This is a genomic window from Methylobacterium sp. W2, assembly GCF_020662345.1.
GTDB lineage: Bacteria > Pseudomonadota > Alphaproteobacteria > Rhizobiales > Beijerinckiaceae > Methylobacterium.
Window position 1 is genome coordinate 1 of record NZ_VMOA01000012.1, and the last position, 21,973, is coordinate 21,973.

Here is a 21,973-nt window from a genome sequence, read left to right on the forward strand (position 1 = left end):
CACACAGGACAACAAAAACAGACGATCACCCAGCCAATCAGCCGGATCATCCATCCGATCATCGTCCCGAAGACACAACAACCGCCCGCCGAACCGAAGTCCCCGCTGGCCGCCGCCGATGAACAGGGATATACGGACCAGCTCAGCGGGCGTCAACCGCAAAAATCGAGGGATGGAGATTTCCCGAGCCGGCTCGTCATGGCGTCTCCCCTCCCCTGCGGTGTCCCCTATTCAGCACCATCCCTCGATTGGCCCAGTCAGGCGTTCGCTCAGCGGCGGTTCGCGAAGCGCCGTTTTGCCCATTCCCGGAGAACCTCGCGTTCGTAGGGAAAGCTGCCCGATTGCGCGGCGCGGGCACCGAACAGGAAGTTGATATCGCTGACCCGCTCCTCGTTCGACGCAATACGCTGCCCCCGCTGGTTCAGCAGCGTGTAGCGCAGGCGAAAGGACGGCGGGGTCGCGTCGGTGACGACCCGCAGGCCGTAGGGAAGATTGGCGCCCGGATTGGGGAAACCGGCCAGATCCACATCCAAGACATCGACCACCAGACGCTCGCCCGGGGCAAGGAAGGGTGACGCCGCCTGCTCCATCAACCGGCGTAGCTCGGCCAGTGTCGCCTCGGGTCCGATGCCGGAACTGAACCGGTTGTTGGCGTCGACGTAACGGCCGGGCTCGATGAAGCGTATCTCCACCGATCCGCCCGGCGCAGCGATCGCGGAGCCGGCAAAACCCACGAGGGCGAAGGCGAGTTGCAGGAGCGACGCGCGCACAGCTCAGTACCCCCTCTTCACATCCGCCAGGGCCCGCGTCAGTCCCTCGGCGATCCGCTCGCGGACGGGGGGCGATGCATCGCGGGCCACCACCACGAATTCCCGGCGCGAGACCAGGGTCAGGGTCTGGAGCCCGTATTCCTCGTCCTCGACCCTGGTCAGTTTCGTCCACAGGGGATTGAAGCGCCATTCGCGCCGCTCGCCAAGATGGGTCACGCGGGCGAGCGAAACCTCGAGCGGCGAGATCATGACCTCCTCGAAGGAGCCCCCACGCTTCAGGCTTGTCGTCAACGCCACGTAGAGGGCGATCATATCGAGGCCGAAAAAGCCCGCCACCGGCCAGAACCCCGCCTGGACACAGGCAATCGAGGTCACCAGCGAGACAGCACCGCAGCCGATCATGACGTTGCGAAAGCCACGATAGGTCAGCGACTGATGCGGACGGATGGTCGCCTGAAAAACCGGGACGTCGATGCTGTTCGGGTCGAGCCCGTCGGGATGGGATGGGATCATGTCGCGAACCATATTGCCGCTCTCCAGGGGCCACATATAACCCACCGATGAAGACCCGACAGTCGAAGCCCCCAAAGAAGTCCGCGACCGCGACGACATTGCCCGCTCCGAAGGCTCCCCGGGCAGCGAGGATCGACGCGACCATCGCCGCCCCCCTCGTCGCCGGGGTGGCGACGGCCCCCTCCCCTGTCGATGCCGCCACGGTCGCCGAGATCTTTTCGCGATTGCGTTCCGCCAACCCGGAGCCGAGGGCGGAACTCGACTATCTCAATCCGTTCACGCTGCTCGTCGCGGTGGTGCTGTCGGCCCAGGCCACCGACAGGAGCGTGAACCTCGCCACCGCGCCCCTCTTCGCCATCGCCGATACGCCGGCCGCAATGCTGGACGTGGGAGAGGAGCGGGTCCGCGACTTCATCCGCACCATCGGCCTGTTCAACACCAAGGCGAAGAACGTCATCGCCCTGTCCCGCATCCTGCTGGAGCAGCATGACGGGCAGGTCCCGGCCTCGCGCGAGCATCTCGAGATCCTGCCGGGTGTCGGCACCAAGACCGCGAGCGTGGTGATGAACGTCGCGTTCGGCGTGCCCACCATCGCCGTCGACACCCATATCTTCCGGGTCTCGAACCGCATCCCCCTCGTGGTCGCGGCAACGACCGACAAGGTCCAGGCGGGGCTGGAGGCGATCGTGCCGGAGCCGTTCCGCCTGAACGCCCACCATTGGCTGATCCTGTTCGGCCGCTACGTGTGCAAGGCGCGCAAGCCCGAATGCCCGACCTGCCTCATCGCCGATCTCTGCCGCTATCCGGACAAGACCGTCGCGGCCTGACGAAATGGCGCTTACCCCGTCATGCATATCCGACTCGCCCCGCACGGCCGGGCTGCGGGCGGGTGCGTTGTACTGCAAACCCGCTTCGGGTAGTTTGCGCCACGGTCGTCGAGGCTTTCGACAAACGATGTGTTCTCGCGGCCCGGTCTCATCGAGACCGCCACGCCGCGGATTCCGCACATCGACTGTCCGAAGGAGTCACGGCCCATGGACTTCCTCAAACCACGGTATACGCCTATGAACCGCCGCCGTCGCATCTACGAGGGCAAGGCGAAGGTCCTGTACGAGGGACCCGAGCCGGGAACGCTCATCCAGCACTTCAAGGATGATGCCACCGCCTTCAACGCGCAGAAGCACGAGGTCATCGACGGCAAGGGTGTGCTGAACAACCGGATCTCCGAGTTCGTGTTCCAGCACCTCAACGATATCGGCGTGCCGACCCACTTCATCCGCCGCCTCAACATGCGCGAGCAGCTGATCCGCGAAGTCGAGATCATCCCCCTCGAAGTGGTGGTGCGCAACGTCGCCGCCGGCTCGCTCGCCACCCGCCTCGGCCTCGAGGAAGGCACGCAGCTGCCGCGCTCGATCATCGAGTTCTATTACAAGAACGACGCGCTCAACGACCCGATGGTGTCGGAAGAGCACATCACCGCCTTCGGCTGGGCGACCCCCCAGGAGATCGACGACATCATGGCGCTCGCCATCCGCGTCAACGATTTCCTGTCGGGCCTCTTCCTCGGCGTCGGCATCCGTCTCGTGGACTTCAAGATCGAGACCGGCCGGCTCTGGGAAGGCGACCTGATGCGGATCGTCGTCGCCGACGAGATCTCCCCGGATTCGTGCCGCCTGTGGGACATCAAGAGCCAGGACAAGCTCGACAAGGACCGCTTCCGCAAGGATCTCGGCGGCCTGATCGAAGCCTACACGGAAGTGGCCAAGCGCCTCGGCATCATGTCCGAGAATGAGAAGGTCCAGTCCGGCGGGCCGCGCCTGGTTCAGTAGAAGACGTCACCAAGACGACATGAAAAAGGGGCCCCGCGCAAGCGGTGGCCCCTTTTTCATGCGCTAACGACGGGAGCGCGTGGCGGAAAGCTATTGCGACGCCTCGGGGGCCGCCTCTGCGGGGGCGGCGGCACTGGCCGGAGCGGGCTTGCGCTTGCGCTTCACCGCGGCCTTGCCGGGCGCTCCGTGCAGCGAGACGCCGATCTCGTAGCTCTCGCTCAAGGGGCGCGGCACCACGAGGTTCTCCTCGATCACCGAGAACAGACCCTGCGCCTCGCCCGGTCCGATCGACACCGCCACCTTGCGCGCCCGCGCGACGATGGTCTGGTCGCCGGCCTTGATCGTGAAATAGACCGGGGCCTCGAACCGCCCGGGCCGTCCCTGGGGTCCCAGCAGCACCTGCCCCTCGACGCCCACCTTCACGCTCACCGAGCCATCGGCCAAGCGCACGCATTCGCGGGCGAGACGCCCGAGGGTGATCTGGCTGCGCAAGCTGGCATTGTCGTCGGCCCGGCCACCGTAGCTGCGCAGGGCGGCGCCGTTCTCCGCGACATCGACCGTGGGGCAGTAGACTTCGCCGAGATCGGCGGGCTGCGACGGCGGAACCGTGGTCCCGCCGTATTTCAGCATGTTGGTGAACCAGTTGCCGTCCTCGGCCAGGGCCGCCCGGGGCATCATGGCCGCCAAGGGAAGGAATCCCGCCATCAGGGCGATTCCGACCGTTATCGCGCGTGTCCGCATCCTTTGATCCCGCTGAACCTCCGGCGCGGGGCGCCGGAACAGGCCTATTTCAAGCTGGAGAACCCGTCGCCGAAGCCCTTCATCGAGAGGGGGATGCCGACCCCCTCCTCCGGAGTCTGGAACACGATGAACGTGGCCTGCACCCCGGCGCTGAACTGCTTGACGAGGTTGTCGTCCATGACCACCTCGGCGACGCAGCCGGTGGTGAGGCAGCGCACGAACCCGGCCCGGCCGACATCGGTCTTGTCGATCTTCAGGCCGAGGCCGGAGGGCAGCAGAACGCCCAGCGGCGCCACCACGCGCAGCAGGTAGCCGCGATTGTCCGCCGTCTTGAGGACGATGACGACGAGGGTGAGGTTGGGCCGGTCCTCGGCGGCGAGGTATTGCACCAGGGCGCATTGCTCGGCCTTCGCCCCGGCCGGCGTCTCGCAGCGGAGCTGCCAGTCCCCGAACGTGTTGCGCACCATGCCCTGCGCCTCGGCGCGCCCGCCGCCGGCGAGCCCCGCGCCGACGAGTGCCGCCATGCAGACCAGACCGATCCGCGCCGAACGCCCGAGAGAGGTTGCCCGATCCTCGGCGACCCGCCTCGCACGCCCCAGCCTTGCTCGAAAACCCACGCGCCGATCCCTCTCGCCTCACCCCTCATGGCCAGGGGTACCCGATGAAACCCGCGGTGTTCCGACCATGCGCGGCTATTCTGTGTCAAGCGTGACCACTAGTTTACCCTCACGGACTATCGTTACCCCGCATGACGCCCTAGTTCAGGGAGTAAAGCCCCATGCGCCAACGGATCGAGCCCATGCGATATCCTGCTACCGCCGCGTTCCTGATCCTCGCCGGGATCGCTCCCGCCTCGGCTCAGTCCCTGCCCGTCGGCGAGACCACCTATGTCGAGCGGTCGCTCAACCGCGACGGACCGCTCGTGGTCGAACACCGGCCGATCCGGCGCATGCCGGGGGGCCGGGTCAATTCCAATTCGGCCGAGATCGCCGGTTTCTGCCGCGATGGCGGATATGTCCGCCGCCTCGACGAGTTCGGCAACCCGACGATCCTGCGCCAGCGCGAGGTCTGCGACAGCGTCGCGCCCCGCACGATGCGGCCCGGCGATGTGGACGCCCGTCCGACCTGGCCGGCCGAGCGGGTAGCGCGGGACCGGGTCCTGCGCGCACGCGGCTAAAGGTCCTGCGCGCACGCGGCTAAGGCGGAAAAACCCGGCCCCTGCCTCAGCCGTAGCGGTGGAGGCTGGCGCCGTTGCGCTTGAGCCAGCGCTCCGCCTCGTCCACATGCGGGCACAGGGATTCCACCAGCGACCAGAACCGCTGGGAATGGTTCATCTCGCGCAGATGCGCCATCTCGTGCGCCACGAGGTAATCGAGCACCAGGGGCGGCGCGAGGATCAGGCGCCAGGAGAAGTTCAGCTCGCCGCGCGCGGTGCAAGAGCCCCAGCGCGAGCGAGTATCGCGGATGGTGATCCGTTTCGGGCCCTGACCCAGCTTGCTCGTATAGACCGACACCGCCTGGGCGAGATCCTTGCGGACCTCCCGCTCCAGGAAGTCCCTGACCCGGCGCGGCAGGTGGGGCGCCTCGCACGCCACGGAGAGGACCGGCCCGCCCTCCTCTTCCGTCACCAGGGTCACGCCGCCGCGCTCGCTCCGGTGGACGATGCGATGCCCGACACCGCGCAGGGGGAGTTCGGCCCCCGCCTCGAACGCCACGCGATCCGGAACCTTGGCGAGCCGCATGGCGATCCAGCCGCCATGGCTGACCGCGAAGGTGCGGGCGACCGCCAGGGACGTGCGGGCGGGCAGGGTCATCACCACCTCGCCGGTGGCGCTCGATACGCGCAGGGTCAGCCTGCGGGCCGCCGGGCGGCGGCGCAGGGCGACGCGGAGCTTCACGCCCTCGTGCAGGATATCGATATGGTCGGGATCGGACCCACGCAGCAGGGCGACTCTCATGAGACCAGCTTAGCGGCAGCCTACCGCCGCCGCCATCGGCGCAGGAGTCACGTCCAGAACTTTCGCGGGGTCCGATTCCGCACTACGCCGCCGGGCGTTGCTCCAGAGCCGGCAAAGCCTGCATCTCGCGGATGAAGGAGGCGATCCGCGGGGCGATGACCGTGCGATAGCGCGAGCCGTTGAACACCCCGTAATGGCCGACGCGCTCCTGCAGGTGATAGGCCTTGCGCTCGGGCGGCAGGTTCGGGGTCAGGTCGAGGGAGGCCTTGGTCTGACCGACGCCGGAAATGTCGTCGTTCTCGCCCTCGATGGCGAGGATCGCGCAGCTCCGGATCGCGGAGAGGTCCACCCGCTCGCCGCGATGGCGCATCTCGCCCTTGGGCAGGGCGTGGTCGACGAAGACGGTCTTGATCGTCTGCAGGTAAAATTCCGCCGTGAGATCCATCACCGCGAGATACTCGTCGTAGAATTCCCGGTGCTTCTCGGCGGAATCGCCGTCGCCGGTGACGAGATGGTCGAACATCTCGGTATGGGCGTTGACGTGGCGATCGAGATTCATCGCCATGAAGCCGCCGAGCTGGAAGAAGCCCGGATAGACGCTGCGCAGAGCGCCGGGATACGCCAGCGGGACGATGGTGATGCAATTCCGCTCGAACCATGCGGTGCCGCGCTCTTGCGCCAGACAATTCACGGCGGTCGGCGAGCGACGGGTATCGATGGGGCCGCCCATCAGGGTCATCGAGCGCGGCACCGGCGCCGTGCCCTGCGCCTCCATCAATGCCACCGTGGCCAGAACCGGCACGGCCGGCTGGCACACGGCCATGACGTGCAGGTCCGGACCGAGGGCGACGAAGATCTCCTTCAGGTAATCGATATAGGTGTCGAGATCGAACCGCCCGTCGGTGATCGGCACAAGGCGCGCATCGGCCCAATCGGTGATGAAGACCTGATGATTGGGGAGCATCGCCTCCACGGTGCCGCGCAGGAGCGTGGCATAGTGGCCCGACATCGGCGCCACGATTAGGAGCTTGGGCTGCGGCTCGGAGGGACCGCGCGCGAAAGAGCGGTCGAAGGTCACGACCCGGCAGAACGGCTTCTCCCACACCACCCGTTCGCTGACCGGCACCCTCAATCCGTCGATCCAGGTTCCGGTGAAGCCGAAGGCCGGCTTGGCGTAGCGCCGGGTTCCGCGCTCGAACATCTCGCAGGCCGCGGCCATGGACTTCGCATAAGGCGAGTAGGCGAGCGGATTGGCGGGATTCTGCAGGCTGTGCTTGACCATGTCCGCCGCGAGGCGCGCCGGCGCCGTCATCATGCGGCCGAACTCGTACCAGGTGTAGGCCAAGCTCATATCCGCCCCTCCCCTGTCGTCCCGCGCTTCGCCATTCCGGGCGATCGAACGCGGTAGAAAACGCCGCGCCTCCGGAAACGTTCGGCTCCAGACGTCGCGCACGACAAATATGCGCAAGGCGAAACCACGAAATGCGGACACACGAAAGGATGCGGAGTGCGCAAGGATAGGCGCAATCGGCGGGCGAAGCATGGATTCCGAGCCGCCGAGCACTATCGTTGAGCGGACATGATCGACATGAGCACCAATGGCTTCGTTCGCGATGCCCGGCATCTCCGGCTCGACACGTTCGTGCGCCTGCGCTGGCTCGCGATCACCGGGCAGAGCGCGGCTGTCGTCGGCGCGCAGTTCGGCCTCGGCCTGCCCCTGCCCTTCGGCTGGTGCTTCCTCGTCATCGCGGCGTCGTCCTGGCTGAACCTCGCCCTGCGGATCCGGTTTCCCGCGAGCTACCGCCTCAGCGATGATTCGGCGGCCCTGCTCCTCGCCTTCGACATCATCCAGCTCGCCGCCCTCCTCTTCCTCACCGGCGGCCTGCAGAATCCGTTCTCGCTGCTCTTCCTCGCCCCGGTGCTGATCTCGGCCACGGCCCTGCCCCCGGAGCGGACCCTGGCCCTGGGGCTCCTGGCGGTGGGGCTCGCGACCATGCTGGCCCTGATCCACCGGCCGCTGCCGTGGTTCGCGGACGGGCGGCTCGAACTCCCGTTCCTCTACGTCTCGGGGGTGTGGACGGCGATCCTCCTCGGCACCGCCTTCACCGGGGTCTATGCCTGGAAGGTCGCCGACGAGACCCGGCAGCTCGCCCAGGCCCTCGCGGCCACGGAACTCGTGCTGGCACGCGAGCAGCACCTGTCGCAGCTCGACGGGCTGGCGGCGGCGGCGGCGCATGAACTCGGCACGCCGCTGGGTACGATCATGCTCGTCACCAAGGAACTCACCCGCCAGCTCGCCCCGACGGCCTCGCCCGCCGTGAAGGACGACCTCGACCTCCTGCGCGACCAGGTCGACCGCTGCCGCGGCATCCTGTCGAAGCTGACGTCCCTCGACGGAGACGAAGCCGGCATCCTCCAGACCGTGACCCTGAGCCATCTCGTGGAGGAGCTGGTGGCGCCCCAGCGCGCCATGGGCATCGCACTCGACGTCACCAGTCGGGGCGACGGCATCGAGCCGGCGTGCCGGCGCAATCCGGGAGTGCTGTTCGGCCTCGCCAACATCGTCGATAACGCCGTGGACTTCGCCACCAGCCGCGTCGTCATCGAGGCGCGCTGGACCGCCGAGCGGGTTTCCCTCGAGATCAGCGACGACGGCCCCGGCTTCTCCAGCGAGATCCTGCTGCGGGCGGGCGAGCCCTACGTCACCACCCGCAGCCCCGATAAAACGCGCGGCGGAAACAGCGTCGGCGCCGGCCTCGGCCTCGGTCTGTTCATCGCAAAGACGCTGATCGAACGCTCCGGCGCGCAGCTTACGCTCTCCAACGTTTCGGGCCACCAAGCAACCGGAGCGGTGGTCCGCGTATCCTGGGCGCGCCACATCTTCGAGCGGGACACGCTTCCCCGGCGCGGCACGGAATTCAACACCGAGGTGCCCCTGACCGAACGCAGTCCGGCGCCTATATAAGTTGCCAACAACTCGGTTTTGGAAAATGGAGGAGCGTCGGATGCTGACGCAGAGTGTAAGTCCGGGGCTTGCTGCCGATGCGCTGCAGACGTCGGAATCCGACCCGCTGGCGGCCTATGCCGACCGCACGCTGTTGATCGTTGACGACGACCGGCCGTTCTCCACCCGCCTGGCGCGGGCGATGGAAGCGCGCGGCTACGAGGTCCAGGTGGCCGAGAGCGTGGCGGAAGGCGTGTCGCTGGTGGAGACCCGCGCACCGGCCTTCGCGGTCATCGACATGCGCCTCGGTGATGGCAACGGCCTCGACGTGATCGCCCGGCTGAAGGAGAAGCGGCCCGAGGCACGGGGCGTCATCCTCACCGGCTACGGCAACATCGCCACCGCCGTCACCGCCGTGAAGCTCGGCGCGTTCGATTACCTCGCCAAGCCCGCCGATGCCGACGAGATCCACGGCACGCTGATGGCGCAGCCGGGCGAGCGGGCCGACCCGCCGGAGAACCCGATGTCGGCGGATCGGGTGCGGTGGGAGCATATCCAGCGGGTGTACGAATTGTGCAGCCGCAACGTCTCGGAGACGGCGCGTCGTCTCAACATGCACCGGCGCACGCTCCAGCGCATCCTCGCAAAGCGCGCGCCGCGCTGACACGCCCCTGACGACGACCCCGGCGGCGCGATGTTGCACGGAACCGGACTGGCGCTGTAAAGCTCCGGCCGCCCGCCGCAATCGCTGCACCGGGGCCGACGGAGAAGCATCCCCGTGAACACGCGCAACCTGATCACGATCGTCAGCATGATGGTGCTGGTGGGCACCGAAGTCTTCGCCGTCGCCATCGCCGCCGGCTGGGCGCTCGCCGGCCTGTTCGATCTCGGCGACACCGTGGGCCATGTCCTCATGGTCCTGTTCAGTTCGATCGCCGCCTGGATCATGCTCCAGCTCTGGCGTCGGGCGGTGAGCATCGAGCCGATCCGCGACGCCGCGCCGGCCGCCCGTCGCTGATTCGGGATATCATTCTGAATTGCTCTTGCGCCTGACGAAGGCGGAACGGGCGGGGACACATCCCCGCCGCGATGGGGTCGCCGCGTTGCATGGTCGGCATTTCCCGACTATCGCCTGACAGGCCGAGCCACAGCACCGAGTCCGAGACAATGAAAGCCCGCATCATCGTCACCCTGAAGACCGGCGTGCTCGACCCGCAGGGCAAGGCGATCGAATCCGCCCTCTCCTCCTTCGGCATCTCCGGCATCGAAGGTGTCCGCCAGGGCAAGGTGTTCGACATCGAGATCGCCGACACCGACCCGGCCAGCGCCGAAGCGACGCTGAAGAGCGCCTGCGAGAAGCTGCTCGCGAACACCGTGGTCGAGAATTACGAGATCGAGATCGTCTGATGCGCGCCGCGATCGTCGTCTTCCCCGGCTCCAACCGCGACGGCGACGTCGCCCGCGCCTTGCGCCTCGCCGGCGCGGAGGTGGTCAAGGTCTGGCACACCGAGACGGCGCTGCCGGCCGGCACCGATCTCGCGGTGCTTCCGGGCGGCTTCTCCTACGGCGACTATCTCCGCTGCGGCGCCATCGCCGGGCGCGCCGCCGCCATGGATGCCGTCCGCGACCACGCCGCCCGCGGCGGCCTGGTGCTCGGCATCTGCAACGGCTTCCAGATCCTGTGCGAATCCGGCCTCCTGCCGGGCGTGCTGATGCGCAACGTCGACCGGCGCTTCATCTGCCACCGGCAGCTGCTCCGGGTGGAGCGCGCCGACACCCGCTTCACCTCGTCCTATGCCAAGGGACAGGTGATCGACGTCTGCGTGGCGCATGGCGAGGGCAATTACTTCGCCGACGCCGAGACGGTCGCCCGCCTCGAAGGCGACGGCCGCGTGGCCTTCCGCTATTCCGACGCCTCGGGCGACCTGACCGTGCATGCCAACCGGAACGGCTCGCTGAACTCCATCGCCGGCATCTACAGCGAAAACCTCAACGTGCTCGGGATGATGCCCCACCCGGAGAACTTCGTCGAAGGTCTCATCGGCGGGGTCGACGGGCGCGGATTGTTCGAGAGTCTCGCGGCGTAACGCGCAAAGACCCTCTCTCCTTTGCGGGAGAGGGTACCTACGGAGCAGACTGTAGAGGGGAAGACCGCTCCGGACGACGGCGCTCCCCTCATCCGACCCGCCGGCGCGGGCTACCTTCTCCCGCAGGGGGAGAAGGAAGCTTTGCGCCCTCAATGCCCGTCGAATTCCATCAGCGTCCGGACCGGCACGTCGAGGTCGCGCAGCTTCTGGGCCCCGCCGATCTCGGGCAGGTCGATGACGAAGCAGGCCGCCACCACCTCGGCGCCGATCTGGCGGAGCAGGTTCACCGCCGCGCAGGCGGTGCCGCCGGTGGCGATGAGATCGTCCACCAGCAGCACCTTGTCGCCCGGCTTGATGGCATCCACGTGGATTTCCATCTCGTCGGTGCCGTATTCCAGCGCGTAGGCGATGGAGACGGTCTTGTGGGGCAACTTGCCCTTCTTGCGGATCGGCACGAAGCCCGATGAGAGCTGGTGCGCCACCGCGCCGCCGAGGATGAAGCCCCGCGCCTCGATGCCCGCCACCTGATCGATCCGGCCGCCCGCGAAGGGGTGGACCAGGGAATCCACCGCCCGGCGGAAGGCGCGCGGGTCGCTGAGCAGCGTGGTGATATCGCGAAAGACGATTCCGGGCTTCGGGTAATCCGGAATCGAACGGATCGAATCTTTTAGCGCGGAGTGGCGGCGGGCTTCCATGCGGGCGGCTTTCTTCAGCAAATTGTGTGGCGGCTTAGATCAGATGCGGTGCCCCGGGACCAGAGGGGCATGCTTGCCCGGTCGCCGACCCCGGCGCCGCGTGGCGCAATCGTGGATGGTGTTCCCCGCCCTCGTCACCCCCTTCTCGTAGCCGGTCGGAACGGCCTATTATGCGCGAGCGAGGTAAACCATGACGGATCTGCTGGAGAAGGCGGTCGAGGCGGTCCGGCGAATGCCACCCGCCGATCAGGACACGATCGCGCAGGCCATCATCAGCATGACGGAGATCGGCGGCGCCGACGATATCGACCCGGACCATCTCTAGGACGTACTGGACGCCATGGCGGAGATCGAACGCGGTGAATACGCTTCGGCAGAGGAGGTATCGGCGGCTTTTCGGAGCTTCGAACGGTGAAGCTCCTCGTCTCCGCAACCGCCATGCGGAGGCTGCGAGAGATCGCCGAACACATCCATGAACGTCATCCCGCTGCCGCGCGGAGCGTCGGCAGGACGATCGAGGATGCGTTCGACCTCGTCGCCCGCTATCCCGAAATGGGGCGGCGTCTGCCGAAGCGCGTGCGCCGTTTCGCAACGCCTTGCAAGCCTTATTTTATCTCAAATCAGGTTTCGCAAAAGTAGTCGCCGGTTTTGCATCTTAAACCTGCGACACTTTGAAAGCCCAAAGATCGTATTGAAGTCGATAACCGCCAGGGCTCGGCGTACCTCTGGGGGTTCGGTGACGTCCTGTATAGCCACCGGCTCGCGGACGATGCTCCACTAGCAAAGCCAAAATTGGCAGAGCGGGGCCTCGTTCCTTTTTAAGGCCCCGCCCACTCATTCATACTATCAGAAAATCACTTGCACTAATCGATGCTCTGTTATCTAAATCAGCAAATTTAATCATCTCAAATTTAACACCCGCCCCGTCCTGATCATAATACAAAGCACCTCTGTCGTGATCGTAAATAATTCTATCGCTCTTATCGATATCAGCAGCACTTAAATCTTTGAATGCACTGGAAAATAACTTTCCAGTCTTCGAAAGCCCCGTGAAAATTTCGTTTTCCAATGAAATGACATCTTTTTGATTGGCGTTCTTAGTAAAATCAATGATGATATCGGTGTTGCTTCGAGCGTCTAGGACCGTGTCGAAGAAAAACGTATCATTGCCGTTGCCGCCGCTCAATTTGTCGTTACCTCCACCGCCAAACAAACGATCATTCCCTGCGTCTCCAAGAAGAACATCGTTACCGTCCTTACCATGAATTAAGTTTTTTCCGGAATTGCCTTCTATTGTCTGTGAAAATTCATTGCCTATAAAGTCGATGGTAGATTTACTTTTAATGTCGGTCGTTCGGATTATTTCGACGAGGGCCGTCGTGCCTAATTGATAACTGACAGATGCTCGCAGCTCATCAGATCCGCCAGATAATTTTTCAATTATAATATCATTAATATTATCTACAATAAATAAATCATTGCCTTTCCCACCAGACATCATGTCTTCTCCGGCTCCGCCGTCTAGCACATCATTCCCGTTAGAGCCGTAAATTCTATCATTCCCACCTTTGCCAGATATTTTATAATCCAATTCTGGCATCTTAGCTCGTAATACGTTGTCTTTTTCTGTGCCAATCACTGATTCAACCCGAATATTATCGATTTTTTCTTGAATTTCATTGAGCATTTCTCCTGTATCCGTTTTATTGAATACGAATTTTGGCCGATTACCCCAAGTATTACTAATACTAATAATTATGTCTCTGCTAATATATATAACAATTCCATCATCAATATATTCAATCCGACCATCGAGATCAGATAACTTTTTTATTCCAGAAACTCCAGAAAACTCTATAATATCACCTTCATCTATTCCGGTTAATCCAATAATACCCGTGGGATTGCCGTTGATAATAACGCGATCAAGATCGCCGTCTCCCGGATAGCCGTAACCAGGGCCGATGTCGGCAGTGCCGGAGCCAGTGAAGACAATAGTATCTGCCCCAGAACCCGCCTCAACATGGCCTGCGAAGCTAAATATTACATCGTTACCAGTTCCCGAATCTACTTCATTGAGGCTACCTTCGGTTTCCCCGGATCTGATCCCTAGAAAAATTATATCGTCTCCTTCGCCACCATTAAGAACGCCGACTCCAACAATAATGTCATTTCCTGCCCCTCCCTCAATCGCAGAGGTCGCCCAATCTGTAGGGTCCATATAAAGTCTTGGATTTGCGCGAAGCCTACCCTCAAGATTCGCAAAAATGATATCATTTCCATTGCCGCCATAAATTTCATTAGATCCATCACCCCCAACTAAAAAATCATTCCCTTCCCCGCCTCTAATAATATCATCGCCGCCTAACCCGAAGAGCTTGTCGTTACGATTGCTTCCTATGATTAGATCATTACCTTTGGTGGCCATAATTTGCCTCACTAGGATTGGTCGGTGGAACTTTGAGCGAATCTGCAACAGCGATCATATCACGCGCCCATCCGCATGCTGTTGCTGTTGAAGCACAACTCGACACAATCAAGCATTGTAAGACCGGAAATATAAGTAAAAACTATTATGTATATTTATATTTTTGATTACATAAATATAAATATTATTACATTTCATAATTCGTAATTTTAATTAGCTAATCTAAAATAGTTAATGGAGTTTTTATAGTAAAAAGACTTTCTTTGCTTAATAAAAAAGAACGAAATTACTTATCCTAGGAGTATTTTTCAGTTTTCCATGCAACCACGCCGACGGCTGCTATCAGGTGCCGCGCTGCCAGGCAGGCTTGAGACGCGCCTGCGGAAGGGTCGAGGGGGGAGATCATGAAGCGGTCCGAGAAGCCGCGTCGACGGCGTCCAAAAGCTTTACCGTCCTGCCAAAGCGCCAGATCGTCGAGCGATCGTTAGCTTTACTGAAGCACCGCCGAGGGCCGGTACTGCCACACTCGAAACGCCCGGGCATTCCTCCACTGGGCTTCCGTCAGGCTCATGACCCGAAAACTCTGCCAGACCTTAAAATGATCCCGAGCAGGCACTAAGGCAGGAGAATCGTTGGCTTGCTAACGCAAACCGACAGGAGACGCGGTCGTCATCCTAAAAGTCCGACATGGAGCCCGGCGCCCGAGCACATGACCCAGGCCCGGCTTCGCGCCTTCAAGCGTTGGCGCGGCGCAGGAGCTTCACGAGGTCGTCGTGCAGGCTCTCGTTGCCGGCGGCCACCGAGCGGGCGGCCAGGGGCTCCGCGCCGCCATCGGCACTGGTGACGAAGCCGCCGGCCTCGCGCACCAGGATGATGCCGGCCGCGATGTCCCAGGTCTGGAGGTCACGCTCCCAGTAGAGGTCCGAGCGGCCGCAGGCGACATAGGCGAGATCGAGGGCGGCCGAGCCGAAGCGGCGGGAGCCGCCGGTCACAGCCATCACCGCCGCGACCTCGCGCAGAAGCTTCGGATGGTCGCCGCGGCCGAGATAGGGCGAGCCATAGGCGACGAGGGCGTCGGCGAGGTCGGTCCGGCCGGAGACGCGCAGGCGGCGGTTGTTGAGATAGGCACCCTTGCCGCGCTCGGCCACGAACAGTTCGTCCTTGGCCGGATCGTAGATGACGCCGGCGACGATCTGGCCCTCGCGTTCGAGACCCACCGAGATCGCGAAATGCGGGATGCCGTGGAGAAAGTTGGTGGTGCCGTCGAGGGGGTCGACATGCCAGGTATGGCTCTTGTCCTGCCCTTCGATATTCCCGGATTCCTCGAGAATCAGGCCGTAGCCCGGGCGCGCCTTCATCAGGGCGTCGCGCAGCACCTCCTCAGCCTTACGGTCGGCGGCGGAAACGAAGTTGCCGGGACCTTTACGCGAAACCTGGAGGTTCTCGATCTCGCCATAGTCGCGCTTGAGGCCACGGGCGGCCTTGCGGACGGCGTCGACCATGACGGTCATGAGGGGTGAGCTGATCATCGATGCAAAGGTCCGGGTCGATTCAAAGAACGGTCTTGCGCGGCCATAGCATGTTTGCCGCCCGCCTCACCCCTCGCCGATGCGGGGCAGAGGAGAAACGCGCGCAGGCGCCCATGGATGCCGCATCGTCCGCGGCAAGCGGCGCGCGGGTCTTGTTACCAAGAGGCACTGATCCCGACCAATGGCCGAAATCAGTGCGTTCGGCGCACGGCCGCCGCCGCGCGGTCGCGCGGTCGCGCGGGCAGTAGACGATCAGGTCGCCCCATCGTCTACTGGTATCACTCCACCTTCATCCGGGCCTCGGCCAGACGCTCGGCCCGGCCGCGCTCCTCGGCGCTGAGACCGGCAAGGGTCTCGTCGAGCTTGGGGTCGGAGCGTCCCTGGGCGGCGGCGGCGAGGTTCCAGGCCGCTGCCTCCACGAGGTTCTTCTGCATCCCCCGTCCGAGGGCATAGAGGATGGCCACGCGATTCTGCGCGATGGCGTTTCCCCGCGATGCGGCGTGCAGGAAATAGCGGGCCGCGCGGCCCTCGTCCTTCTCGACGCCGATGCCGTTGAACAGCAGGATCGCGAACTCGACCTCGCCGGCGAGATCACCGTTATCGGCGGCGCGCCGGAACCACTCGGCCGCCTGTTTGGGATCCTTCGGCACCCCCCTCCCCTGGAGGTAGAGCACGCCGAGATCGTGCTGGGCAGGGCCGATCTCGCCCTCCGCCGCCTTGCGGAACAACTCGGCGGCCTTGGCTTCGTCCGGCTCGGTTCCCGTCCCGATCAGGATCAGGGCGAGGTTGTAGGCGGCCGTGGTGTCGCCCTTGGCGGAGGCCTGTTCGAGCCAGCGGCGCCCGGTTTTCGGGTCCTTCGTGCCGCCACGGCCATCGATCGACATCAGGCCGAGGGAGGCCATGGCGTGGGTGTCGCCCTGGTTGGCGGCCAGGCGATACCATTCGGCCGCCTTCACCGGATCCTGCTTGACCCCGAGGCCCTGGTTGTAGAGCTCGCCGAGCAGCGTCATCGCCGCGGCGTCCTTGTTGTCGGCGGCAATCCGCTTCGTCGCCTCGCGGAAGGCGGTGGTGTATTGGCCGCGCTGGTAGGCGCCGAAGGCGATATCGGGCTCGGTCTTCGACCGTGGCGGCACCGCGCCGACCGCGCCGATGGAATACGGGGTCGGCAGGTCCCGCATCTGCCCCTTCAGCATCTCCTTGGGACGAGCCGTCAGGGATTGGGGCACGGCCGGATCGGTCGGCATCACCTTCGGCGCCTCGGCACGGGCTGACAACGCCGCCCCCCCGGCCAGAGCGAGGCCGAGGGCGGCCCGGCGGACGCGCCTCACGTATCGGCCTCCGAGGCCGAGACCAACGCCTGGATGGCGGCGAGATCGGCTCCCTCCACCATCCAGAGGGCGCTCTCGAGCCCGAGGAATTCGGCACCCGTCGCCAGGAGTCCTTCCACCTGCGCGAGGTCATGGGCGACGGCGATGCACGGTGTCTCGAAGATCTCGACCCACCATTCCGCGCGCTCGCGCACGGTGTCGGCATCGGGCGCGATCCCATCGGCGTAAAGGCCGCCGAACATCACGTAATCGACGCCGGCCTCGCCCGCCTCCATGGCCGCGTGTTTCTGCTCGTAGCCACCGGCCCCGAGGATACGGCCGTCGTCGAGGCGATCGCGGACATCCTTCAGAGCCCCATCGCGCGGCTTGTCCACATGGACGCCGTCCGCCCCGCCCCGGGCGGCGACGCTGACGAGGTCACCGGCGAAATCGGACACCGTGACGACCAGGGCGGCGCCGGTGGCCTGCGCCGCCGGGGCCAGACGCTTGACGAGGTTGACGAGGCTGCGCTCGTCCGCCGGTGCGAGGCGCAGGATCACGGCCGCCACGTCCCCCGCCGCGCAGGCGGCATTCAGCGCCTCGGCGAGGGCGTCGGCCTGATGGGCCTCGACCCTGTGGGGGGACAAAAGGGCGAGGCGGGTGCGGGGTTCGGCCATTCTTCTCGTCCTAACAGCATGATCCCGAGACGCGGGCTCCGCGTCTCGGGGACAGACGATGCGAGATCACCACGTCACGCATGGTTCCGGATCCGATCCGGAGCCATGAAGCCGGGGCTCAGGCGGCGCCGATCTTCGGGTCGAGGGAGCCGTTGGCGTAGCGCTTGGCCATCTCGGAGACCGAGATCGGGCGGATCTTGGAGCCCTGGCCGGCGGTGCCGAATTCCTCGAAACGCTGGCGACAGAGCTTCGTCATCGCGTCCATGGCGGGCTTCAGGTACTTGCGCGGATCGAACTCGGCCGGGTTCTCGGTGAGCACCTTCCGGATCTGACCGGTCATGGCCATGCGGTTGTCGGTGTCGATGTTGATCTTGCGCACGCCGTGCTTGATGCCGCGCTGGATCTCGGCCACCGGCACACCCCAGGTCGGCTTCATCTGGCCGCCGTAGGAATTGATGATGTCCTGCAGGTCCTGCGGCACCGAGGAGGAGCCGTGCATGACGAGGTGGGTCGTCGGCAGGCGGCGGTGGATCTCCTCGATCACGTTCATGGCGAGCACGTCGCCATCGGGCTGGCGGGTGAACTTGTAGGCGCCGTGGCTGGTGCCCATGGCGACGGCGAGCGCATCGACCTTGGTGGCGGTGACGAACTTCACCGCCTCTTCCGGGTCAGTAAGGAGCTGGTCGTGGCTGAGCACGCCCTCGGCGCCGTGGCCGTCCTCGGCCTCGCCCTGGCCGCTCTCCAGCGAGCCGAGCACGCCGAGCTCGCCCTCCACCGAGACGCCGGCCCAATGGGCCATGCGGGTGACGTTGCCAGTGATCTCGACGTTGTAGGCGTAATCTGCCGGGGTCTTGCCGTCGGCCTTCAGGGAGCCGTCCATCATCACCGAGGTGAAGCCGTACTGGATCGCCGTGGCGCAGGTGGCTTCGTTGTTGCCGTGGTCGAGATGCATGCAGACGGGGATGTGGGGGTAGATCTCCACGAGGCCGTCGATCAGCTTGGCCAGCACCACGTCGTTGGCATAGGCGCGCGCGCCCTTGCTCGCCTGCAGGATCACCGGCGAATCGGTGGCATCGGCCGCCGCCATGATGGCGAGGCCCTGCTCCATGTTGTTCAGGTTGAAGGCCGGGACGCCGTATTCGTATTCGGCGGCGTGATCCAGGAGCTGCCTCAGGGTGATGCGTGCCATTGGTGTCTCCTCAAACGATGGCTTCGACCCGTCGGGCCGCCATCCACTGAAATATGTCTGCCTTGTCGGACCTTACCGAGCCCGTCGCAACTCCATCCCGGAGCCTTCGGCCACAGAACCGTGCGTCATCGGCCCGAAATCCAAGCCAAATCCCTCATCCCGAGGTGACGAAGCGGAGCGAAGGCCTCGGAGGAGCCCTTCAGTTCGCGTGGAGGATGCCGGAGCCCTCCTTCGAGGCCCGCTGCCGCGGTCGCCTCAGGATGAGGTGATGGGATGGACGATGGAACCAATTACTCCTTGACGCGCAGGGCCTCGACGCCGGGTAGGACCTTGCCTTCCAGCCATTCGAGGAACGCGCCGCCGGCGGTGGATACGTAGGAAAAATCGTCGGCAACGCCGGCATGGTTGAGGGCGGCCACCGTGTCGCCGCCGCCGGCCACAGAAACGAGCTTACCGGCCTTGGTGCACTCGGCCGCGTGGCGCGCCGCCGCCACCGTCGCGGCATCGAAGGGTGTCAGCTCGAAGGCGCCGAGCGGTCCGTTCCAGACCAAGGTGGCAGCCTCGTCGATGGCGGCGTCGATCTCGGCGACCGAGGCCGGGCCGGCATCGAGGATCATGCCGGTCTCCGACACGGCATCGATGCCCACCGTCTCATGCACCGCGTTGGCCTTGAACTCGGCGGCGACGACCGCATCGACGGGCAGGATGATGCGGCACTTGACGGCCGCAGCGGCATCGAGGATGCGGAGCGCCGTCTCGGCGAGATCCTTCTCGCACAGGGACTTGCCCACGGCTTTCCCCTGCGCATGCAGGAAGGTGTTGGCCATACCGCCGCCGATGACGAGCATGTCGACCTTGGCGACGAGGTTCTGCAGGAGGTCGATCTTTGAGGAAACCTTGGCGCCGCCGACGAGGGCGATGACCGGGCGGTTCGGCGCCTCCAGTCCCTTGGTGAGCGCGTCGAGCTCCGCCTGCATCAGCCGGCCGGCATAGGCCGGCAGCACATGGGCGAGGCCCTCGGTCGAGGCATGGGCGCGATGAGCGGCGGAAAAGGCCTCGTTGACGAAGACGTCGCCGTTGGCAGCGAGGGCCGCCACGAAACCGGCTTCGTTCTTCTCCTCGCCCGCGTGAAAGCGGGTGTTCTCAAGGAGGAGGACGTCGCCGTCCTTCAGCGTCGAGACGGCCGAGGACGCGGCCGCGCCGATGCAATCCTCGGCAAAGGCGACCGGACGGCCGAGACGGTCGGACAGGGCGGCGACCACTTGTTTCAGCGAATCAGCCGCCACCGGCTTGCCCTTGGGGCGGCCGAAATGCGCCAGCAGCACCACGCGGCCGCCGCCATCGGCGATCTCACGGATCGTCGGGACGATCCTCTCGATGCGGGTGGCGTCGGTGACGCGCTCCCCCTCCATCGGCACGTTCAGGTCGACGCGGAGCAGCACGCGCTTGCCCTGGAGGGAGCCGGCATCGTCGAGGGTGCGGAAAGCGGTCATCCTGGCCTTCAGAGTCGTCGAGAGAAATATCAGCGCGGGGTGATGAGCCCGTCGAGATGGAAGCGCTGGGCGGCGATGGTCAGCACCACGGTGAGCACGGCGGTGATGACCGCCGTCAGCACCAGGGCCCCGGAGCCGGGCAGCCGACGCGTGCGGTCGGCGACGGCGCGGACTTCGCTGCGCAGGGCGGCGAGGTCGGACTGGCGCGCCGCCTCGCCCATGCGGGCGGTCGCCCCCTCGATCTTCTCCTCAACGCGGGAGAGCAGGGCCTCGGAGCGGGCGTACTTGTCCTCGATCCGCGCGCACTTGTCCTCGATGCGGGCGAGCTGATCGGCGCCGGGCGACGATGGGGCGGGCGCGGATTGAGCCAAGGGCTCGGCCTTGCCGACCACGAGCGGCGGCGCCGCCTGCTGGTTGGCGATCGCCTGGGTCTCGGGCACCGGCGACGGCGCCGCACCCGCGAGCGCGGTTCTCTCGGAAGTCATACTCTGAGAATTCTTGGCGCCCGGGATGAAGCTGGTTCCGGTCGACGGGGTCGGCGAAGGCTCGGTCATGTCGGACGCACCATTGCTGGTCGATCAAAGGGTGTCGTTCACGAGGCATCCCGGGCGGCCCGCGGGCCGCCCGGAAGCGCTGCTCTCAGAGCAGCTTTCCCATCGCCACGGCGGTGTCCGCCATGCGGTTCGAGAAGCCCCATTCGTTGTCGTACCAGGAGAGGATACGCACGAACGTGCCGTCCATCACCTTGGTCTGGTCGAGGTGGAAGGTGGACGAGTGGGGATCGTGGTTGAAGTCGATGGAGACGTTGGGCTGGTCGGTATAGGCCAGCACGCCCTTCAGCGGACCGTCGGCCGCGGCGCGGATCGCGTTGTTGATCTCCTCGACGGAGGTCTGACGCTTGGCGGTGAACACGAGATCGACGGCCGAGACGTTGGGGGTCGGCACGCGGATCGAGGTTCCGTCGAGCTTGCCCTTCAGTTCCGGCAGGACGAGGCCGACGGCCTTGGCCGCGCCCGTGGAGGTCGGGATCATCGACAGGGCGGCGGCGCGGGACCGGTAGAGGTCCTTGTGCATCTGGTCCAGCGAGGGCTGGTCGTTGGTGTAGGAATGGATCGTCGTCATGAAGCCGCGCTCGATCCCGACGAGATCGTTGAGCACCTTGGCCACCGGCACGAGGCAGTTGGTGGTGCAGGAAGCGTTCGAGATGACGAGGTGGTCGGCGGTCAGCTTGTCGTGGTTGACGCCGTAGACCACGGTCAGGTCGGCACCGTCGGCGGGGGCCGAGACGATGACGCGCTTGGCGCCGGCGTCGAGATGGGCCTTGGCCTTGTCCTTCGAAGTGAAGATGCCGGTGCATTCCAGGGCGATGTCGACGCCGAGTTCGCGGTGCGGCAGCTCGGCCGGGTTGCGCACGGCGGTGACCTTAATGCGCTGACCGTCGACGACGATGAACTCACCGTCCACTTCGACCTTGGCGTTGAAGCGGCCGTGGATCGAGTCGAAGCGCAGCAGGTGGGCATTGGTCTCGACGGGGCCGAGATCGTTGATCGCGACGACCTCGATATCCTTGCGGCCGGATTCGTGGATGGCGCGCAGGATGTTGCGGCCGATGCGTCCGAACCCGTTGATGGCAACCTTCACCGACACGGCGTGAATCCTTCTATGTACCGGGCACCGACCTAGCGGAACCCGTAAGCAGCAAGAGCGAGACAGCGGACCGGAGGGGCGGAGCCGCCATTCGGCGTCGCTGTGTCATGTGCACCGTTGAACGTCAGATGAACCGCTTGGCCCATCCTCGGACCCTCATGCGTCC

At 64.8% G+C, this 21,973-nt stretch carries 25 protein-coding genes; 10 read left to right on the forward strand and 15 right to left on the reverse strand.

The window, feature by feature from the left end; genetic code table 11:
* Positions 1 to 269 precede the first annotated feature (269 nt).
* Positions 270 to 770, reverse strand: a complete 501-nt coding sequence (locus FPV16_RS08560) for a DUF3016 domain-containing protein (protein WP_227437804.1) — start codon at positions 768 to 770, stop codon at positions 270 to 272.
* 3 nt (positions 771 to 773) lie between these two features.
* On the reverse strand, positions 774 to 1,283 hold the full coding sequence (locus FPV16_RS08565; RefSeq protein ID WP_227437805.1) for a DUF2244 domain-containing protein: 510 nt from the start codon (positions 1,281 to 1,283) through the stop codon (positions 774 to 776).
* Between the two features lie 47 nt (positions 1,284 to 1,330).
* Here FPV16_RS08565 and nth point away from each other — a divergent pair, with 47 nt between their 5' ends.
* Positions 1,331 to 2,110: an endonuclease III gene (nth, locus tag FPV16_RS08570; protein WP_227437806.1), complete on the forward strand. Its 780-nt coding sequence runs from the start codon at positions 1,331 to 1,333 to the stop codon at positions 2,108 to 2,110.
* A 207-nt stretch (positions 2,111 to 2,317) separates the two neighbouring features.
* On the forward strand, positions 2,318 to 3,112 hold the full coding sequence (gene purC, locus FPV16_RS08575) for a phosphoribosylaminoimidazolesuccinocarboxamide synthase (RefSeq protein ID WP_026175628.1): 795 nt from the start codon (positions 2,318 to 2,320) through the stop codon (positions 3,110 to 3,112).
* A 90-nt stretch (positions 3,113 to 3,202) separates the two neighbouring features.
* Here purC and FPV16_RS08580 read toward each other — a convergent pair whose 3' ends face one another.
* Positions 3,203 to 3,817, reverse strand: a complete 615-nt coding sequence (locus FPV16_RS08580) for a hypothetical protein (protein WP_227437807.1) — start codon at positions 3,815 to 3,817, stop codon at positions 3,203 to 3,205.
* 80 nt (positions 3,818 to 3,897) lie between these two features.
* Positions 3,898 to 4,377, reverse strand: a complete 480-nt coding sequence (locus tag FPV16_RS08585) for an invasion associated locus B family protein (RefSeq protein WP_227437808.1) — start codon at positions 4,375 to 4,377, stop codon at positions 3,898 to 3,900.
* A 275-nt stretch (positions 4,378 to 4,652) separates the two neighbouring features.
* Here FPV16_RS08585 and FPV16_RS08590 point away from each other — a divergent pair, with 275 nt between their 5' ends.
* Entirely contained in the window at positions 4,653 to 5,030 is a 378-nt protein-coding gene (locus FPV16_RS08590; protein WP_227437809.1) for a hypothetical protein, read from the forward strand.
* A 46-nt stretch (positions 5,031 to 5,076) separates the two neighbouring features.
* Here the strand turns inward: FPV16_RS08590 and FPV16_RS08595 are convergent, their stop codons facing one another.
* Both FPV16_RS08595 and FPV16_RS08600 read right to left on the reverse strand, forming a co-directional pair.
* Positions 5,077 to 5,811: a M48 family metallopeptidase gene (locus FPV16_RS08595; protein WP_227437810.1), complete on the reverse strand. Its 735-nt coding sequence runs from the start codon at positions 5,809 to 5,811 to the stop codon at positions 5,077 to 5,079.
* A gap of 82 nt (positions 5,812 to 5,893) precedes the next feature.
* The gene (locus FPV16_RS08600) at positions 5,894 to 7,162 is read right to left on the reverse strand and encodes a polyhydroxyalkanoate depolymerase (RefSeq protein ID WP_227437811.1); all 1,269 of its coding nucleotides are present in this window, start codon (positions 7,160 to 7,162) and stop codon (positions 5,894 to 5,896) included.
* Between the two features lie 228 nt (positions 7,163 to 7,390).
* On the opposite strand from FPV16_RS08600, the gene FPV16_RS08605 reads away from it, so the two are divergent.
* From FPV16_RS08605 to purQ, 5 genes are all read left to right on the forward strand, one after another.
* Positions 7,391 to 8,776: an ActS/PrrB/RegB family redox-sensitive histidine kinase gene (locus FPV16_RS08605; protein WP_227437812.1), complete on the forward strand. Its 1,386-nt coding sequence runs from the start codon at positions 7,391 to 7,393 to the stop codon at positions 8,774 to 8,776.
* A 40-nt stretch (positions 8,777 to 8,816) separates the two neighbouring features.
* Positions 8,817 to 9,419 carry an ActR/PrrA/RegA family redox response regulator transcription factor gene (locus FPV16_RS08610; RefSeq protein ID WP_227437813.1) on the forward strand — a complete coding sequence of 201 codons (603 nt, stop codon included), beginning with the start codon at positions 8,817 to 8,819 and terminating at the stop codon, positions 9,417 to 9,419.
* Between the two features lie 114 nt (positions 9,420 to 9,533).
* Positions 9,534 to 9,773, forward strand: coding sequence for a hypothetical protein (locus tag FPV16_RS08615; protein WP_027170825.1), 240 nt, complete (start codon positions 9,534 to 9,536; stop codon positions 9,771 to 9,773).
* A 149-nt stretch (positions 9,774 to 9,922) separates the two neighbouring features.
* Entirely contained in the window at positions 9,923 to 10,162 is a 240-nt protein-coding gene (purS, locus tag FPV16_RS08620) for a phosphoribosylformylglycinamidine synthase subunit PurS (RefSeq protein WP_227437814.1), read from the forward strand.
* Positions 10,162 to 10,842 (forward strand): phosphoribosylformylglycinamidine synthase subunit PurQ, encoded by a 681-nt coding sequence (purQ, locus tag FPV16_RS08625; protein ID WP_227437815.1) that lies wholly within the window; start codon positions 10,162 to 10,164, stop codon positions 10,840 to 10,842. Before purS ends, purQ begins: the two co-directional genes overlap by 1 nt.
* Positions 10,843 to 10,991: 149 nt before the next feature.
* Here the strand turns inward: purQ and FPV16_RS08630 are convergent, their stop codons facing one another.
* A complete protein-coding gene (locus tag FPV16_RS08630; RefSeq protein ID WP_027170828.1) occupies positions 10,992 to 11,537 on the reverse strand; it encodes an adenine phosphoribosyltransferase in 546 nt (181 codons plus the stop codon).
* Positions 11,538 to 11,727: 190 nt separating this feature from the next.
* Here FPV16_RS08630 and FPV16_RS26065 point away from each other — a divergent pair, with 190 nt between their 5' ends.
* Complete coding sequence (locus FPV16_RS26065) at positions 11,728 to 11,862, forward strand: hypothetical protein (RefSeq protein WP_264483758.1); 135 nt, start codon at positions 11,728 to 11,730, stop codon at positions 11,860 to 11,862.
* An 86-nt stretch (positions 11,863 to 11,948) separates the two neighbouring features.
* Entirely contained in the window at positions 11,949 to 12,176 is a 228-nt protein-coding gene (locus tag FPV16_RS08635; RefSeq protein WP_227437816.1) for a type II toxin-antitoxin system RelE/ParE family toxin, read from the forward strand.
* A gap of 199 nt (positions 12,177 to 12,375) precedes the next feature.
* On the opposite strand, the gene FPV16_RS08640 is transcribed toward FPV16_RS08635, so the two are convergent.
* From FPV16_RS08640 to gap, 8 genes are all read right to left on the reverse strand, one after another.
* Positions 12,376 to 13,965: a calcium-binding protein gene (locus FPV16_RS08640; protein WP_227437817.1), complete on the reverse strand. Its 1,590-nt coding sequence runs from the start codon at positions 13,963 to 13,965 to the stop codon at positions 12,376 to 12,378.
* A gap of 734 nt (positions 13,966 to 14,699) precedes the next feature.
* Positions 14,700 to 15,494 carry an inositol monophosphatase family protein gene (locus FPV16_RS08645; RefSeq protein ID WP_227437818.1) on the reverse strand — a complete coding sequence of 265 codons (795 nt, stop codon included), beginning with the start codon at positions 15,492 to 15,494 and terminating at the stop codon, positions 14,700 to 14,702.
* Positions 15,495 to 15,772: 278 nt separating this feature from the next.
* Positions 15,773 to 16,822, reverse strand: coding sequence for a tetratricopeptide repeat protein (locus FPV16_RS08650; RefSeq protein WP_227437819.1), 1,050 nt, complete (start codon positions 16,820 to 16,822; stop codon positions 15,773 to 15,775).
* A complete protein-coding gene (locus tag FPV16_RS08655; RefSeq protein ID WP_227437820.1) occupies positions 16,819 to 17,478 on the reverse strand; it encodes a thiamine phosphate synthase in 660 nt (219 codons plus the stop codon). Before FPV16_RS08655 ends, FPV16_RS08650 begins: the two co-directional genes overlap by 4 nt.
* Positions 17,479 to 17,596: 118 nt before the next feature.
* Complete coding sequence (fba, locus tag FPV16_RS08660) at positions 17,597 to 18,667, reverse strand: class II fructose-bisphosphate aldolase (protein ID WP_018042049.1); 1,071 nt, start codon at positions 18,665 to 18,667, stop codon at positions 17,597 to 17,599.
* 290 nt (positions 18,668 to 18,957) lie between these two features.
* On the reverse strand, positions 18,958 to 20,160 hold the full coding sequence (locus FPV16_RS08665; RefSeq protein ID WP_227437821.1) for a phosphoglycerate kinase: 1,203 nt from the start codon (positions 20,158 to 20,160) through the stop codon (positions 18,958 to 18,960).
* 29 nt (positions 20,161 to 20,189) lie between these two features.
* Positions 20,190 to 20,714 (reverse strand): hypothetical protein, encoded by a 525-nt coding sequence (locus FPV16_RS08670; RefSeq protein ID WP_227437822.1) that lies wholly within the window; start codon positions 20,712 to 20,714, stop codon positions 20,190 to 20,192.
* An 85-nt stretch (positions 20,715 to 20,799) separates the two neighbouring features.
* Positions 20,800 to 21,807, reverse strand: coding sequence for a type I glyceraldehyde-3-phosphate dehydrogenase (gene gap / locus FPV16_RS08675; protein WP_027170834.1), 1,008 nt, complete (start codon positions 21,805 to 21,807; stop codon positions 20,800 to 20,802).
* Positions 21,808 to 21,973 lie beyond the last annotated feature (166 nt).

Coding starts and splice junctions, on each gene's coding strand:
- FPV16_RS08665 (WP_227437821.1), bottom strand. CDS start 20,160: ATGACCGCTTTCCGCACCCTCGACGATGCCGGCTCCCTCCAGGGCAAG.
- FPV16_RS08605 (WP_227437812.1), top strand. CDS start 7,391: ATGATCGACATGAGCACCAATGGCTTCGTTCGCGATGCCCGGCATCTC.
- FPV16_RS08670 (WP_227437822.1), bottom strand. CDS start 20,714: ATGACCGAGCCTTCGCCGACCCCGTCGACCGGAACCAGCTTCATCCCG.
- FPV16_RS08610 (WP_227437813.1), top strand. CDS start 8,817: ATGCTGACGCAGAGTGTAAGTCCGGGGCTTGCTGCCGATGCGCTGCAG.
- FPV16_RS26065 (WP_264483758.1), top strand. CDS start 11,728: ATGACGGATCTGCTGGAGAAGGCGGTCGAGGCGGTCCGGCGAATGCCA.
- fba (WP_018042049.1), bottom strand. CDS start 18,667: ATGGCACGCATCACCCTGAGGCAGCTCCTGGATCACGCCGCCGAATAC.
- FPV16_RS08630 (WP_027170828.1), bottom strand. CDS start 11,537: ATGGAAGCCCGCCGCCACTCCGCGCTAAAAGATTCGATCCGTTCGATT.
- purS (WP_227437814.1), top strand. CDS start 9,923: ATGAAAGCCCGCATCATCGTCACCCTGAAGACCGGCGTGCTCGACCCG.
- FPV16_RS08590 (WP_227437809.1), top strand. CDS start 4,653: ATGCGATATCCTGCTACCGCCGCGTTCCTGATCCTCGCCGGGATCGCT.
- FPV16_RS08580 (WP_227437807.1), bottom strand. CDS start 3,817: ATGGCGGGATTCCTTCCCTTGGCGGCCATGATGCCCCGGGCGGCCCTG.
- FPV16_RS08595 (WP_227437810.1), bottom strand. CDS start 5,811: ATGAGAGTCGCCCTGCTGCGTGGGTCCGATCCCGACCATATCGATATC.
- FPV16_RS08600 (WP_227437811.1), bottom strand. CDS start 7,162: ATGAGCTTGGCCTACACCTGGTACGAGTTCGGCCGCATGATGACGGCG.
- nth (WP_227437806.1), top strand. CDS start 1,331: ATGAAGACCCGACAGTCGAAGCCCCCAAAGAAGTCCGCGACCGCGACG.
- FPV16_RS08585 (WP_227437808.1), bottom strand. CDS start 4,377: ATGGCGGCACTCGTCGGCGCGGGGCTCGCCGGCGGCGGGCGCGCCGAG.
- FPV16_RS08565 (WP_227437805.1), bottom strand. CDS start 1,283: ATGATCCCATCCCATCCCGACGGGCTCGACCCGAACAGCATCGACGTC.
- purC (WP_026175628.1), top strand. CDS start 2,318: ATGGACTTCCTCAAACCACGGTATACGCCTATGAACCGCCGCCGTCGC.
- FPV16_RS08655 (WP_227437820.1), bottom strand. CDS start 17,478: ATGGCCGAACCCCGCACCCGCCTCGCCCTTTTGTCCCCCCACAGGGTC.
- FPV16_RS08645 (WP_227437818.1), bottom strand. CDS start 15,494: ATGATCAGCTCACCCCTCATGACCGTCATGGTCGACGCCGTCCGCAAG.
- purQ (WP_227437815.1), top strand. CDS start 10,162: ATGCGCGCCGCGATCGTCGTCTTCCCCGGCTCCAACCGCGACGGCGAC.
- FPV16_RS08640 (WP_227437817.1), bottom strand. CDS start 13,965: ATGGCCACCAAAGGTAATGATCTAATCATAGGAAGCAATCGTAACGAC.